This window comes from Brevibacillus parabrevis (assembly GCF_022701015.1).
Taxonomy (GTDB): Bacteria; Bacillota; Bacilli; order Brevibacillales; family Brevibacillaceae; genus Brevibacillus; species Brevibacillus parabrevis.
Genome location: NZ_CP064090.1, coordinates 2,118,277 through 2,132,009, shown reverse-complemented (window position 1 = coordinate 2,132,009; position 13,733 = coordinate 2,118,277). Strand labels below are relative to the sequence as shown.

Annotated in this window: 13 protein-coding genes; 3 read left to right on the top strand and 10 right to left on the bottom strand. The window is 52.3% G+C overall.

Annotated features, from left to right (window positions below; genetic code table 11):
- Positions 1-94: 94 nt before the first annotated feature.
- The 8 genes from IRJ17_RS10200 to IRJ17_RS10165 all read right to left on the bottom strand — a co-directional run bounded on the left by IRJ17_RS10200 (position 95) and on the right by IRJ17_RS10165 (position 8,482).
- Entirely contained in the window at positions 95-349 is a 255-nt protein-coding gene (locus tag IRJ17_RS10200) for a DUF1450 domain-containing protein (protein WP_242774519.1), read from the bottom strand.
- Between the two features lie 228 nt (positions 350-577).
- On the bottom strand, positions 578-1,513 hold the full coding sequence (locus tag IRJ17_RS10195; protein ID WP_122964591.1) for a cation diffusion facilitator family transporter: 936 nt from the start codon (positions 1,511-1,513) through the stop codon (positions 578-580).
- 230 nt (positions 1,514-1,743) lie between these two features.
- Positions 1,744-2,655, bottom strand: a complete 912-nt coding sequence (gene murQ, locus IRJ17_RS10190; protein WP_122964590.1) for an N-acetylmuramic acid 6-phosphate etherase — start codon at positions 2,653-2,655, stop codon at positions 1,744-1,746.
- Between the two features lie 64 nt (positions 2,656-2,719).
- A complete protein-coding gene (locus IRJ17_RS10185; protein ID WP_242774517.1) occupies positions 2,720-4,303 on the bottom strand; it encodes a glycoside hydrolase family 3 protein in 1,584 nt (527 codons plus the stop codon).
- A gap of 14 nt (positions 4,304-4,317) precedes the next feature.
- On the bottom strand, positions 4,318-5,280 hold the full coding sequence (locus tag IRJ17_RS10180) for a GNAT family N-acetyltransferase (RefSeq protein ID WP_242774515.1): 963 nt from the start codon (positions 5,278-5,280) through the stop codon (positions 4,318-4,320).
- A 28-nt stretch (positions 5,281-5,308) separates the two neighbouring features.
- Positions 5,309-6,136 (bottom strand): carbohydrate ABC transporter permease, encoded by an 828-nt coding sequence (locus IRJ17_RS10175; RefSeq protein ID WP_122964587.1) that lies wholly within the window; start codon positions 6,134-6,136, stop codon positions 5,309-5,311.
- A 35-nt stretch (positions 6,137-6,171) separates the two neighbouring features.
- On the bottom strand, positions 6,172-7,122 hold the full coding sequence (locus IRJ17_RS10170) for a carbohydrate ABC transporter permease (RefSeq protein WP_122964586.1): 951 nt from the start codon (positions 7,120-7,122) through the stop codon (positions 6,172-6,174).
- A gap of 31 nt (positions 7,123-7,153) precedes the next feature.
- Positions 7,154-8,482 (bottom strand): ABC transporter substrate-binding protein, encoded by a 1,329-nt coding sequence (locus tag IRJ17_RS10165; RefSeq protein ID WP_122964585.1) that lies wholly within the window; start codon positions 8,480-8,482, stop codon positions 7,154-7,156.
- Between the two features lie 395 nt (positions 8,483-8,877).
- Here IRJ17_RS10165 and IRJ17_RS10160 point away from each other — a divergent pair, with 395 nt between their 5' ends.
- Positions 8,878-9,477 (top strand): undecaprenyl-diphosphatase, encoded by a 600-nt coding sequence (locus IRJ17_RS10160; RefSeq protein ID WP_122964584.1) that lies wholly within the window; start codon positions 8,878-8,880, stop codon positions 9,475-9,477.
- A gap of 71 nt (positions 9,478-9,548) precedes the next feature.
- Here IRJ17_RS10160 and IRJ17_RS10155 read toward each other — a convergent pair whose 3' ends face one another.
- On the bottom strand, positions 9,549-10,055 hold the full coding sequence (locus IRJ17_RS10155) for a DUF1648 domain-containing protein (RefSeq protein WP_242774513.1): 507 nt from the start codon (positions 10,053-10,055) through the stop codon (positions 9,549-9,551).
- A 130-nt stretch (positions 10,056-10,185) separates the two neighbouring features.
- Here IRJ17_RS10155 and IRJ17_RS10150 point away from each other — a divergent pair, with 130 nt between their 5' ends.
- Entirely contained in the window at positions 10,186-11,520 is a 1,335-nt protein-coding gene (locus IRJ17_RS10150) for an MFS transporter (RefSeq protein ID WP_217022258.1), read from the top strand.
- A 289-nt stretch (positions 11,521-11,809) separates the two neighbouring features.
- Here the strand turns inward: IRJ17_RS10150 and IRJ17_RS10145 are convergent, their stop codons facing one another.
- On the bottom strand, positions 11,810-12,271 hold the full coding sequence (locus IRJ17_RS10145; protein ID WP_122964581.1) for an OsmC family protein: 462 nt from the start codon (positions 12,269-12,271) through the stop codon (positions 11,810-11,812).
- A 307-nt stretch (positions 12,272-12,578) separates the two neighbouring features.
- Between IRJ17_RS10145 and IRJ17_RS10140 the strand changes: the two genes are divergently transcribed.
- A complete protein-coding gene (locus IRJ17_RS10140; RefSeq protein WP_242774511.1) occupies positions 12,579-13,715 on the top strand; it encodes a TolB family protein in 1,137 nt (378 codons plus the stop codon).
- Positions 13,716-13,733 lie beyond the last annotated feature (18 nt).

The following is a 13,733-nucleotide window of genomic DNA, read 5'->3' as shown; positions in this document are numbered from 1 at the left end:
TATACTATATTTTACATAAATTATAAATTTCAGTGTTTGCGAATTGTTCGTGTCAATGTTTTCTTCGTATACACCCACAAAAAAACGCAGAAGGTCACGCCCCTTCTGCGTCCTGGTATACCGCGGTTGTCGCCGCCCATTTTTCTTTCAGTCGCTCCAGCAGTTCTTGCCCGTCGTTGCCCACCACGTTTTTGCCGTTGAACAGGGCAAACGCTTTTTCCAGGCATTGACCGCAATAGTTGACACAGCGCTCATCGATTACTTGCACGTCGGGAAGCTGCCTGACCTCGTCCCTCACCCATTTCAGACTGCCTTCCAGATTGCACGGACAAAACTTGATTGTTTGCACCAGCGTATCCTCCACTCGAATTTTGGTATGCGATTATACCGGAATTTTACAGTCTATTCAGAATACACAGCAAGAGCATGCGTAAAACCACAAACGCTTTAAAGCAGCAAGGAAAAACAAAGCCGGGCTGGTTGCCAGAACCTGTACAGCAAAACCTGCACATGATCTGGAACCGCCCGGCCTTTGTTCATTCAGCTTGAATGGGCCGCACACGCCACAGCATTCCGCTTACGTCTGCGGCAGCAAAAATTGCTTCCCGTACTCCCCGTGATCGAGGATCATCGGGTGCTCGATCTGAATCGTCGAATGCTCGATGCCGTACTTTGTTTTCAACAGATGATTGATGCCGAGAATCACGCAATACGGTTGAATATCTTCCCTCACGAACACATGCGCCGTCAGCGAATAGTGCTCCGTCGATACCGCCCACAGATGCAGCTCATGCACATCGTAGACTCCTTCCACGCTGGCAAGGTCTGCCCGGATTTGATCCAGGTCAAACTGCTCCGGCACAGACTCCATCAACACAGCGAGAGATTCGCGGATGATTTTAAAGCCGCCCATAAAAATGATGGCCCCGATCACCATACTGATCAACGGGTCGAACAAGTAGTAGCCTGTGAAGTAAATGAGAATAGCCGAAGCGATTACCCCGACAGAGCTGAGCAAATCGCCGATGAAGTGCCACAGCGCGCTTTTTACGTTCAGATTGTTTTCTTCCTTCGTGCTTCTGGAGAGAACGACGGTCAGGACGATATTCACGATCAGCCCGATCGAGGCGATCGTCAACATCAGTCCCAAGTCGACGTCTTGCGGATGAATCATCCGGTTGATCCCTTCGATCGCAATCCCGATGGCAATGACGGCAAGAGCCAGACCGTTCAGAAACGAGGCAATGATTTCAAAGCGCAGAAAGCCAAACGTATACTTTTTGTTCGGCTTGCGCGTCGCCATGTAAATCGCGGTCATGCTCAGGCCGAGCGCGATCACGTCCGAGATCATATGCGCCGAGTCGGACAGGAGCGCGAGCGAGTTGGACAGCAAGCCGCCCACAATTTCGACAATCGTAAAAAACAAAGTCAAGATCAGTGTAATCCACAGCGTTTTCTTCGACTTTTGCTGTTCCTTCACGTGATCGAGATGATGATAGTCAGCATGATTCATAAGAAGCACCCCCATAATCAATATAGAACAATTACAATATAATAATTAATTTAATTATAGAGTGTTCCAGTGATTTCATCAAATGAACATTTTATGGATCATACTACTGATTTTCATTCCCATCCCGGCCATTCTCAATGCTTTGCGCCCCCAAAAGGCAAAAAGGCTTCGCCAGTCGCCGTCGCCTGGCAAAGCCTTCGTTACACCGTCTGAATCAGCTATGTCCTCCTCTACCTGGACACATGCCCTTCCATGATCGGTCGAATATTCCCTTTGTATTGTTCCAGCAAGCGCACAGACTCTTCCCGCGCCAACGCTGTTTTTTTCATGACAATCGCCAGCTTGGCGTCTCCATTCGCTTGCGCCAAAAGCTGCTCCGCTTCTTCCGGCGGCACTTGCGCGGCCTCCGCTACGATCTGCTTGGCTCGCTCTTTCAGCTTTTCATTTGTGATCTGCACGTTCACCATCAAGTTTTTGTACACCTTGCCCAAGCGCACCATGCATGTCGTCGTAATCATGTTCAACACCATTTTTTGCGCGGTCGCCGCCTTCAGCCGCGTAGAGCCTGTTACGACCTCCGGGCCGACCACCACGTTGATCGAGGCGTCCACGCCCTCATTGATTTCGGCAGCAGGATTGCACGACAAGGAAATGATTTTCGCCTTTAATCGCCCCGCTTCCTCCAGCGCCCCTTTTACATAAGGCGTCCGTCCGCTCGCGGCAATGCCCACTACCGCATCGCCTTCGCGCACGCCATGCGCCACAACATCTTCCTGCCCCAAATGGGCGAGATCCTCTGCGCCCTCGATTGCTTTCACGACCGCTTCCACTCCGCCAGCGATCACGCCTTGCACCAATGCAGGGTCTGTGCCAAAAGTCGGCGGGCACTCCGCAGCATCCAGTAGTCCAAGACGTCCGCTGGTGCCTGCGCCAAAATAAAACAGCCTTCCGCCGTTTTGCAGGCATTCCGCGATCATATCGATTGCCCGAGCAATGGCAGGCAGTTCTTTTTCCACGCAATAAGCGACTTTTTTATCCTCTTCGTTCATGAGTCTGACGATATCGAATGTCGAGAGCAAATCCAAATCTTCGGATTGCTTGTTCTTTGTTTCCGTGGTCAAGCCGCTCAGTTGATTTCTCATGCGCTACCTCCCCGTCAGTTTTGTTTTGTCACTTGTTTTTGCGCCCAAAGTTTCCATGCTGCTCCTACATCCTGACAGGTAATCGACCAGTTGGCTTTTGCTTGCCAAACAATACATCCGCTACGGCTTCGATTGCCAGCTTGCGATGATCGTACACCGCGAGACAAGCATCGACTTCGGGAAATACGCCCAGGTCGTACGGGTTTCGCAGCGCTACCGCGATCACTTTTTTGCCTTGACCGGACAGTTGCTTGACCAACTGCGCCTGCCCTTCGTAAAGATGGGCGTTGTACGTAAAGACAATAACCGTTTCAAAAGGCGCCATCGCGGCAAAAGCTTGCTCTGCTTCTTCCCGCGTCGGTTGCAGCGAACGCAGAAAATGGCATTGTACCGGGCTATACGCTTGCAAAGACGCTGCCAAAAGTTCCGCTTCCGCCTGCTGATCCTCATCCTCGGCCAACGTCACTCGCCCGACTCGCGGCATGATCACGCCAAGCGTCGCAGCCTGCTTCGGAATGGGGACGATCCCGCGCTCATTTTTCAGCACCGTGACAGCCTGCGCCAGCACTTCCTTCGCCAAATGCTCGTGCCCGGCCCGGTCAAAAGCAGGAGGCGTCGTCGCAGCATACGTCTCCCAGGAAAGAAAACGCCGCTTCAAAGCCAAAACCCGATTGACTGCTTCGTCTACGCGGGCTGGGGAAATCTCGCCGTTTTCAATCGCCTCGACCAGTCGGTCATACGTCTGCTGCTGAACCTCATGCGTATGGGAGACGAGCACCATATCCACACCAGCGTTGAGCGAAAGCACCGCCGCTTCCGGCACGCCAGTGGAGTTGGCAATCGCCGCCATTTCCAGGCAGTCGGTAATCGCGACTCCGGAAAACCCAAGTTCCCTTCGCAAAATGTCCGTCACGAGCTGCTGCGAGATCGAAGCAGGCAGTCCGCTGGCGTCGATGGTCGGCAAACTGACATGACCAATCATGACCACCGGAGTGCCTGCCTCGATGCAGTGCCGAAACGGAGCCAGCTCGACCTGCGTAAGCCTTTGCCAATCGTGCGGCAAAACCGGAATCGCTTCATGCGAGTCTGTATGCGTGTCTCCATGTCCGGGAAAATGTTTTACTGCCGGAATGACGCCGCTCGCCAGCAAACCGTGCATGGCTGCTTCGCCAAATTGCCCGACTGCCGCTGGGTCGGCCCCAAATGAACGAACGCCGATCACCGGATTTTGCGGGTTGTTGTTCACGTCGATGACGGGAGCAAAATTGACGCCAATTCCCGCCGCTCGCAGCTCCGCGCCTGTCGCTGCGTATATTTGCCGCGCCAAGTCGGGATTTCCCGTCGCTCCGAGCGCCATCGCCCCAGGGAATGCTGTCGCTTCGTGCAGTCTCGACACCACCCCGTTTTCCTGATCCGTCCCGATCAATAGCGGGCAGCAGTGCCCGGCCTCCTTTGCCCAGCCTTGCATCGTGCGCACGCGCTCAAATGTTTCCGCGTGCGAACCGATGTTGCGGCTGAACAAAATGACGTTGCCAATCTGCCGCTCCTTGATCCATTTTTCCATCTCTTGTGGCAGATCGAGCGTCTGGTACCCGATCATCAGCAACTGCCCAACTTTTTGCTCCACACTCATCTGCTCTGCGCGCATGGAGATCCCCCTTCTCACAGCTCCTTGCTGTATTTGGCGTACTGCTTCCAGCTTGAATAGCCGAGCTTGGCGTAAAAGTCCACGAGCGCAGTCCAGTCGATGACAATTTGCCGCACGCCGCGCTTGCGCAGCATGGCAATCCCTGCCTGGACAATCGCCAGTCCCAAACCGCTTCCCCGATGCGCCGGGTCGATGCCAAGCGGCCCGATCCCGCCCAATTCCTGCTCAAACAGCGGCGACCAGTACACGTTTTGGGCAATGAACGGCGAGTTGGCATCGTTAATCCGGCAAAAGCCGACGATTTCTTTTTGCCGCTCCAAAACAACGAACTCGCGCCCGGTTCCCCCGCGCTGAAAATAGTGGATCGCCTCGTACTCCCAGCGCCCCGGAAAGCAGCGGTGCAAAAAGGCCAGAAAAGCTTCCTTGTCTGCTTGCGTCAACAACCGGAAACAACCGTCGGAAACTTGCGGCAGCGGCGATGCTTCCTCCTCTGCGGCATAGCGGCAGAGCAGATCGTTTTCCAGCGGCTCCAGCAGACTGTATCCTCGCGCGGCAAACCAGTCTCTGACCGCTGTCGATTCATCAGGGATGCCAGGAAAGTAATGATACGGATCGCGCCCCAGCCAAATTTTTTGCACCCCTCGCTGCTGCAAAGCCCGCTCCGCCCGCGTCAGCAGCTCCCCGCCGATTCCTTGCCCGCGAAACTCGTGATCCACCAGCAACACTTGAATCCAGCCGACACCTTTTCCCAGCTGGACATCGAGTTTTTCCTGCCAGCATTTCGCCACAGCGAACCCTGCCGGACGGCGCGTGGCAGAATCGATGGCAATCCAGGAGCCGGCTTGCAGCACGTTTTTGTCTGCGAAGCTGTTTTGCTGAAAAAGCTCGGGCCGCATCGGGAAGCGCTCGCCAAGCTCCTGGTTCCACAGCTCGCACAAAGCATCCAGATACAGCTCGTCTAATGGTACATAAAACATGCGTTTCATCCGCCTCCTATTGCCTCGCCTACTTTAGCCCGGAAGTTTTGGAACCTTCCACAAAATATTTTTCCGCAAACAAAAAGACGATCAAAATCGGAATCAAACTGATCAACGCCCCGGCAACCAGCAGTTGGTCATCGGTCTTGTACTGTCCGCGCAGCGACAAAATTCCGATCGGCAGCGTAAAATGCTCTTCGGATAGCAAATAAATCACAGGCGCGAGAATCTCGTTCCATTTGCCCATGAACGTAAATACGGCCAGTGTCGCCAGCGCCGGCTTGCACATCGGCAAAAATACCCGCCAGTAAATCTGGAACGGATTGCAGCCATCCAGCTTGGCCGCTTCCTCGTAGTCTTTTGGAATGCTCAAAAATGCTTGCCTCATCAGAAAAATCGCGAACGGCTGTCCCAACCACTCCAAAATCCACAGCGGCGTGAGCGAGTCGAGCATGCCCAAATTTTTGAAGATGATGAACTGCGGGATGATCGTCACAATCCCCGGAATCATCATCGTACCGAGCACGATCATGAACAGCGTGTCGCGAAACGGAAACTTCAAGCGAGCGAAAGCAAACGCGATCATCGAGCTGGACAACAGCGTACCGACTACGGAAAGAACGGCGACAATCACACTGTTCACCGTATAGCTGCTGAAGTTCGCCTGCTCCCACACCTGCGAGTAGTTACTCCACTTCACAGGGTCAGGCAGCCACTCCGGCGGAAATTGCATGTATTGTTTGTACGTTTTCAACGAGTTGAAGACAGTCGTCAAAAACGGCACAACCATGATCAAAGTGCTGGCGAGAACAAACAGGTATCCGAATAGTTTATTGAGCGGAAAACGCTTTTGCATGGCTACCCCCTTTTCCTCTGCACATCCAGTCAAGTTTAGTCATAGTGAACCCATTTCTTTTGCAATTTGAATTGCACCAAAGTAATCGCCAGCAGGATGAGGAACAACACCCAGGCAATCGCGGAGGCGTAGCCCATCTTGTAAAAGCTGAAGCCTTGTCTGAACATGAGCAGCATCAGGACGAGGCTCGCATTGTTGGCGCCGCCCGTCGATCCTGCTTCGGTTGACCCGCCCGTCATGACAAAGATTTGCTCGAAATTTTGAAAAGAGTAGATCGTGTTCAAAATAATGACGAGAAACGTCGTACCGGAAATCATCGGCACAGTCACCCGCCAAAACTTTTGCCAGGCGTTGGCGCCATCAATCGAAGCCGCCTCGTACATGTCGTTGGAAATCCCTTGAAGTCCCGCCAAAAAAATAATCATCATGTAGCCGACCGACTTCCAGATCGCGATGAGCACGAGCACCGGAATGACCCACACTTCGTCGATCAGCCAGCTTTGCGGCGCAATCCCGAAGTGGGCGAGAATGGCATTGGCAAAACCGATCCGCTGGTTGAACACCGCATCCGCCACATAGGCAATTACCGTCCAGGAAGAGATCACTGGCAAAAAGTGCGCCATGCGGAACAGCTTTAGCCCTTTCAGCTTTTGGTTCAGCGCGACTGCCAGCAAAAGGGCCAAAAACGTCTTGGCCGGAACGTACAAAAGCGTGAAGTAGACCGTGTTCCACAGCGCCTGGTAAAACAGCGGGTCCGCGAACAGCTTTTCATAGTTGTCCAGGCCAGTCCACTTGGGCGGATTCAAAATATCGTAGTCGGAAAAGCTGAAATACAGGGAAGCAAGGGAAGTTCCTACGACAAACACGAGAAAATGGATCAGGTAGGGGGAGACGAGAAGCAATCCCCATCTCCCCTCGCTGTCCAGCCATTTCCGCTTCTTTTTCACATCAGGCTGTGCCTGTAGCTTGTTCGGTATCTCCAGCATCGCTCGCTACACTTCCTCCCCTGATGGTTTGCTATTGCTTCTTGAAGAAGTCATCCAAAACTTTTTGTACCCCTTGATCGGTTTTCGAGATGTAATCGTCCACACTCATCTTGTCCATGAACAGCTCGGCCAAATTGTCTGTGACGACTTTCAGCCATTCGGCAAAGACGGCATTCGTATCGATCGTTCCGGCGAAGTCCAGGCTATCCAGGAACACTTTTTTGTTGTCAGGCTTGATGCTCGGATTCAGGAACATCTCGGAGTTGGCGACCGATTTTTTCACCGGGATCGCTTCGCCCACCTCTGCCCATTCTTTTTGCGCCTCGTCCGATGTCGTCCAATACGTGATCCATTCCTGGGCTGCTTTGACTTTTTGCTCCTCGGCTTTTTTGTTGATGACCCACGAGTTGGCGATGACAGGCGCAAAACGTTTGCCGTCCGGGCCTTTAGGCATCGGCGCGACATCGTAGTTCAAGCCTGCTCCGTTCATCGAGGTCGTCGCCGCGTAAATGTCGATCTGCATCGCCGTGGCCCCGCTCAAAAACACCTTGAAATTGCTTTGGAACGCTTTCAGCTCTGCCGGGTTGGGGAACAGCTTGCGCTTCATGCCGTCCGCCATCCACTCCACCGCTTTTTTGTTTTCCGGCGAGTCGATGATCGATTGCGTCATCGTCGGATCGAGAACGCCGCCGCCGTACGCTTTCATAATGTTGAACGCACCGCGCGAGCTTCCGAAGAACGTAAATCCGTACTGCTTCACCGCGTTTTTGTCAAAAGCAGGGTCGTCCGCATTTTTCCCGCTCGCATCAAGCGTCAGCTTGGCGGCAGCCGCCTTCAAATCATCCCAGGTCCAGTCAGCCGTCGGATAAGCGACTCCAGCCTTGTCGAACAAATCTTTGTTGTAGAAAAGCGCCCCGACCTGGATGCCCTGCGGCACGCCCCAATATTTGCCGGAAGCGTCTTTGTTGAACTCCACGCCAAGCACTTCGTCTTTGTTGACTTCCTTCGTGACGTAATCGGTAATATCGCGAATCGCTCCGCGCTGGGCAAAGCCGAATACTTTCGTCCCGTCGCTTTGCCAGATGTCAGGCGCATTTCCTGCGGCGATTTGCGTCGTCAGCTTCTGGTAAAAGTCTTCGTAGGGCGCTGTCACTGTCTTGATTTTGATATGCGGGTGAGACTGTTCGAATTTTGCAATAATTTCTTCCATCTTTTTCTTCGTCGGCGGGTCAGAAGTATACCCCATGTACAGCTCCACCTTGTCTCCCTGCTGCGTCGACGATTGGCTACATCCTCCCACGAGCAATGCCGCTGCCAGACTGGCGATCCCTACTACGGATAAAAACTTGCTTTTTTTCATGGAAAGCCTCCCCTTTTCAAAAAATGTCCTTCTCTCTAGCAAAAGAAAAATGATTGCTTTGCCAGCCGTTCGATTCGTCCCGCTGTACCGTGGCTAATGAGCGTCAACCAAAAACTCCCCCTTCGCCTTCTGCTTGCAGCGCCTCTATTGCGAGAATTTACTGGCAATTTGTTACATACCTGTATTATAGACTCTTGAAACAAAATATCAAGATATCTTCTTAATCATAAAATAAAATTTCAAAATTTCTTTTTCGACACCCGCTGTTCGCTTTTCTCGTTCCGTGTCGAGAGCCAACCTTACACCATTGTAATTTTATGTAATCTAAATCGATTTCTTCTCTGCTGCCCGTTGGTTAGTATTTTCCTATTGTCAAAGAAAGGGGCTGGCTATTTTTGAATTTGATGGAACTCAATGTGCAGTGCTTCCGGGCGATCAACGACCTGGGAAAGCAGTATCCAGAACTGAATCCGGCGTTTTACGCCATCGCGGAATATACGGTCTACGCGCTGGCTCTGTGCGCCCTGCTCTACTGGTTCACGCGAGACTCGCAAAATCGCATGATGGTAATCTGTGCGACAGCCACGTTTGTCATGGCGGAGGTGCTCGGAAAACTGGCTGGGACTCTGCATACTAACAACCAGCCATTCGCCGAGCTTGCCAATGTGAATCAGCTGGTGCAAAAAGCCGTAGACAATTCGTTTCCGAGCGACCATACGATCTTGTTTTTCTCTTTCTGTGTCAGCTTTTGGCTGTTCCAAAGAAAAACGGGCATTCTCTGGATGCTGCTCGCTGTGTGCGTAGGTTTGTCCCGCATTTGGGTAGGCGTACACTATCCGGCCGACGTCCTCGTAGGCGCTCTGATCAGCATCGGCTCGGCATTGACCGTCTTCCTGCTGTTGCCGCGCTTCGCTTTTGTACATAGCTTGCTTTCCTTCTATGAAAAAATGGAAAGCGCTATTTTGCCCGTCAAGCCACGCTCCAAAGGATTGTAAAGCAGCACAAAAAAGCCCGAAGCGCGCTCCTTTTGCTCAGAGGAGTGGATGCTTTGGGCTTTTTTGCGATCTCAGCGAATTTTGTTCAAGTTGCCGAAGCCGTAAACGAGTTGAATGACGATCCCGGCTGCCACGACAGGCAAAAACCATTTGCCGAATCCGCCTCCCCATCCCATGGCGATCGAAACCGATTCCAGCAAAATCGCAGAAAACACGATCAGACACATATTTTTTAACTGATTCACTATTTTTCGACTCTGCAAATAAAATTGCTCCGCGTTGGACTCATTGAATCGCTTCGGGTAGTTGTACACTTCCGGATGCTTTTCCAAAAGCTGCATCAAGCCAAAGATGAATGCCCCGATCCCGGGCAAGATGAGCAGCTCCCACTTGGACCCCCAGCGATCCACTTCTCCCACCGCGTCAAAATGGGCAGGAACCTTGTCCGGCAGTTCCCCCCAAACGAACAGCAAAAAGACGATTCCACCGATATAAAAGAAGGCCCCCAGAATGTCCCATATCCATTCGCTTTTCGACTTGGCGATTTCGATTTTTGGGCGTCCCCACCAATCGGACATAGAGATACTCCCTTCTGTTTGTCAAACTGGTTTGACTTTTCTAGAAATTGGAGATAAGATTCATCCAGTTCCGTTTCCCATGAAACCATTTTGCTACATACAAACAGCTACAATAGAAGGAGAGAAAGCCATGGTGCGTCATTCTAATCATAATTTGCAGCCTTTGCAAAATCAACAGGCCCATTTTCGATGTTTTATCGATTCATCCCATGAGCGACAACGGCTTTACAAGCGGACACTCTTGATCGTCGTCATCTCGCAAATTTTTGGCGGCGCCGGACTCGCCGCTGGCGTCACGGTCGGTGCTCTGCTCGCCCAAGACATGCTGGGAACCGAAAGTCTCGCTGGCATTCCCGCTGCCTTGCTTACGCTTGGCTCCGCGCTGGCCGCTCTGTTGGTCGGCAAAATTTCGCAACGCCATGGTCGCCGCTTCGGTCTGGCAGCCGGCTTCCTCGCGGGCGGAATCGGCGCCATCGGGGTGATCCTCGCTGCCACGACGCAAAATATCGTCCTGCTGTTTGCCTCGCTGCTCGTTTACGGCGCCGGGACAGCCACCAACCTGCAAGCCCGCTATGCCGGAACCGATCTGGCCCAGCCGCAGCAGCGCGCGACCGCTGTCAGTACCGCACTCGTTTCTACCACCTTTGGCGCAGTGGCTGGCCCGAATCTGGTGGAAACGATGGGCCGTTTTGCCACTTCCATCGGCGTGCCGCCGCTGGCTGGTCCCTTTATTTTAGGGGCTGCGGCTTTTCTTTGCGCCGGACTGGTCTTTTTGTTCCTGCTTCGCCCAGATCCGCTGCTGGTTGCCCAAGCGATTGCCGATGCCCAGGCCCGCGAAGAGAAACATCCCGATCATCTGGCGGATAGCCAGTCTGTCGCCAACAGCCGCGGCATCATCGTCGGTGCAACGATCATGATTTTGACCCAAATCGTCATGGTTGCGATCATGACGATGACTCCCATCCATATGAAACATCACGGCCATGGCTTGAGCGAAGTCGGTCTCGTCATCAGCGTGCATATTGGCGCCATGTACTTGCCTTCGCTTATGACTGGCATACTTGTGGACAAAATCGGACGCTCTGCCATGGCACTTGCGGCTGGCATTACGCTGCTCGCGGCAGGAGTGCTCGCTGCTTTGGCCCCTGCTGATTCCATGCTGCTGCTCGTCCTCGCTCTGGCTCTGCTCGGACTCGGCTGGAATTTTGGCCTGATCAGCGGTACGGCCCTGATCGTCGACGCGACTCCGCTCGCTACACGAGCGAAAACCCAAGGGACGGTCGACGTCTTGATCGCCCTTGCCGGAGCATCTGGCGGAGCTTTGTCCGGCATGGTCGTCTCCGGTGCCAGCTACGCCACGCTGTCGCTCGCTGGCGGCTTCCTTTCCCTGTTGCTGATCCCTGTTTTGATCTGGTCGAAAAAGAAGCAAGCGGCAACGCATTCTGAAAACGCACCGCTGGGGTAAGGCAGGCAGCGTTGGACGATTCCCGCAGAAAGAGGCGAAGCTTTTCGCCTCTTTTTGTCATTTTTGCTGCGCTCTCGCCGCTATACGCGCAGCTCCCCACGCACACATCATGTCGTTTTGTAGAGTTGAAAACTGAATTTTTCGGGCGGCCTTCGTGTTGCCCTACTTCTCTCAGCTCCCTCTCATCAAACCGTACGTGAGGTTTTCCCACATACCGCTTTCCGGGCACGCTTCACACAGAAAAAGAGGCAGAATCTCCCGCCTCTTTTCTTTTGCTCATCAGCAAAAATTAGCCCAGCTTGCTTGCAGCATTCCCGATGACAATTCCGTTTAGCTTGAGCGTGACCGGATTGGCAATCGTGTCGCCGACAGGGCATGTCTTCTCCAAAAACTGAATGAATGCTTCCACTTGCTCTCGGGATGCGTCCGTCTTGATATGAAAGGTGTAGCGAATCTCGGAGTAACCGCGACGCACATCGGATTTGTTCATGAAGCCATCTGTATCGAGGTCGCCTTCTACCTCCACCCAAAAGTCGTCGAGCTGCACACCAAACTTTTTCGCATACGCACGCGCTACAATCGATTGGCACGCGCCAAGGGCGGACAGCACCAATTCGACAGGATTCATCGCTGTATCCGTTCCGCCAAGGCTTCTCGGCTCGTCGACCGTTACCTCGAAGTTTCTGGAATGCGCCTTGACGACCATTCCCTCCTGAAGATGCGCGGTTGCTTTGAATGTTTCAACTGGCATGATCCCACTCCCTTTCCTATCTTTCACATCCTATTGCAAATCTTAACACATTTATCCGATTGTTTTAATATGAATTATTGCAAAATCTTGAAAAGATAAAAAAGATAGCAAGTCGAGATGTTTTGTCGCGAAAACTTTTTATCTATTTGGATTTCCTGTGACCCGATGTACTCTTCTTACGGCTAAGCCAATGGCGGAAACTGCCCTTCATTTCGCACCTCTTCCCGCATGCTGGCATACCATTTCTTTCTTTTTTTGTAACTTTTCAACCTTTCGGGCGTCTTCTTATTGCAGAAAGGATGATTCGATGAAAATAACCCGTATGATTGCTCTAACAACATTGTTTCTTGCTGTCTCACTGTTCCCGTCCCTGGCATTGCCGACAGCAAGCGCAGCAACTGCATCGGCAACAGCCACTCCAACAGACCCGCCAAGCAAAATATACCGGATCGGTCTGGATGGCAAAAAGCAGACGCTCGTCGCTCAATTGCCTGCCGTACACCGCGCGAGCATGTCGCCGAGCGGACGTTTTGTGTACGCCGAAAAGCAAGGATTCACAAACAACGCACCGACCATTCCTTATTTGTACGACACCAAAACCAAGCAGTTCAGCCAGTTGAACGGCTTCGCCAAATGGGCTTCTGGCAAAGATGAGCTGTTAATGGTCGAGCAAGCCAGCTTGTACCGCTACAACCCGCTCACCAAGCAAAAAACGTTGCTTGCCAACGGCACGGCCGACACGCCAATCCTCGATTATGCGATGGCACCAGACGGCCATTACCTCGTCTTTGTGCAAGCCAATCTCAAAGAGCCGGATGCCACCAAACGCTACAAACTGTACTTGCAAGACATGAACTCACTGAAAATGAAGGTAAATGACCAATTTTCGCTCAGTGACGACCAACTCAAAAGCTACATGGTACCAGACTTGTTTTATTGGGTGCCGACATCCAAAAAAGTGCTGTACAAGGCAAACGGAGCGATAAAAGAACTCGATTTGCCAACCGGACTCAAGTACACGTATTCTTTTAAAAACTTCCCCTCGTATTCCAACGATATGAAGCTGCGGTTTGAAGACAAGCAAGGACACGGTTTCATCACCGACCTGCAAACCGGAAAGAGTGTATCGACCCAAGATAATTACACTGCGGACCCAAACGATTTGGAGCGTCAATTGACGAGAATCTACTGGTCGCCGACTGGCCATAACTATGTCGCGGACAAATACTGGCACCCCTCGAACGGTCAAGATTTCTATGCCCAGCTTGTGATCAAAACAACAACCAAATCGTTTGTGTATCCATTCGATAATAGCTTTTACATGAACTCAAGCGACAATATCCAGTTTTTAGGGTGGGCAGCTGACGGCAAGTCATTTTTTGTCGGCGATTTGGACTCCGTGCACATGAGCCGTTTTGACAAGTGGGAGTATCGGGAGAGGTAAGACAGATTGGGGAGATGG

What these genes read in the sequence shown, in the direction of transcription:
- IRJ17_RS10195 (WP_122964591.1), bottom strand. Translation starts at nt 1,513, where the DNA reads ATGAATCATGCTGACTATCATCATCTCGATCACGTGAAGGAACAGCAA.
- murQ (WP_122964590.1), bottom strand. Translation starts at nt 2,655, where the DNA reads ATGAGAAATCAACTGAGCGGCTTGACCACGGAAACAAAGAACAAGCAA.
- IRJ17_RS10185 (WP_242774517.1), bottom strand. Translation starts at nt 4,303, where the DNA reads ATGCGCGCAGAGCAGATGAGTGTGGAGCAAAAAGTTGGGCAGTTGCTG.
- IRJ17_RS10180 (WP_242774515.1), bottom strand. Translation starts at nt 5,280, where the DNA reads ATGTTTTATGTACCATTAGACGAGCTGTATCTGGATGCTTTGTGCGAG.
- IRJ17_RS10175 (WP_122964587.1), bottom strand. Translation starts at nt 6,136, where the DNA reads ATGCAAAAGCGTTTTCCGCTCAATAAACTATTCGGATACCTGTTTGTT.
- IRJ17_RS10170 (WP_122964586.1), bottom strand. Translation starts at nt 7,122, where the DNA reads ATGCTGGAGATACCGAACAAGCTACAGGCACAGCCTGATGTGAAAAAG.
- IRJ17_RS10165 (WP_122964585.1), bottom strand. Translation starts at nt 8,482, where the DNA reads ATGAAAAAAAGCAAGTTTTTATCCGTAGTAGGGATCGCCAGTCTGGCA.
- IRJ17_RS10155 (WP_242774513.1), bottom strand. Translation starts at nt 10,055, where the DNA reads ATGTCCGATTGGTGGGGACGCCCAAAAATCGAAATCGCCAAGTCGAAA.
- IRJ17_RS10150 (WP_217022258.1), top strand. Translation starts at nt 10,186, where the DNA reads ATGGTGCGTCATTCTAATCATAATTTGCAGCCTTTGCAAAATCAACAG.
- IRJ17_RS10145 (WP_122964581.1), bottom strand. Translation starts at nt 12,271, where the DNA reads ATGCCAGTTGAAACATTCAAAGCAACCGCGCATCTTCAGGAGGGAATG.
- IRJ17_RS10140 (WP_242774511.1), top strand. Translation starts at nt 12,579, where the DNA reads ATGAAAATAACCCGTATGATTGCTCTAACAACATTGTTTCTTGCTGTC.